Genomic DNA, 255 nt, shown 5'->3' with positions numbered 1-255 from the left:
GACCTGTCAAGTGAACGGCTTATTCATAAGTGATAACGAAGGCCAGCTGACCGGTGTACTCGCCGGCCTCCGCTTTATCGAGTCCGGCAGGGACGGCGGCAAAGCGCAGCTGCCCCAGTGCCGCAAAGGTCACCGGATACGTCACCACACGGCGATCCGGGGCATCCGTAATGGTATCTTTGTGGCTCGCCTGGTTATCCAGGGCAGAGACGTGGATACGGACCCGGTCGCCCGCGCCGGCGGTGACCACGCCGT

At 62.7% G+C, this 255-nt stretch carries 1 pseudogene; it reads right to left on the bottom strand.

The features are described from left to right. Positions 1-19 precede the first annotated feature (19 nt). Positions 20-255: pseudogene (locus tag ACU8YC_RS28775) on the bottom strand (fimbrial protein); the annotation flags it as partial.

This window comes from Citrobacter sp. VF227, from assembly GCF_052950715.1.
The sequence above is the reverse complement of the archived record's forward strand: the minus strand, read 5'-3'. Positions and strand labels throughout refer to the sequence as shown.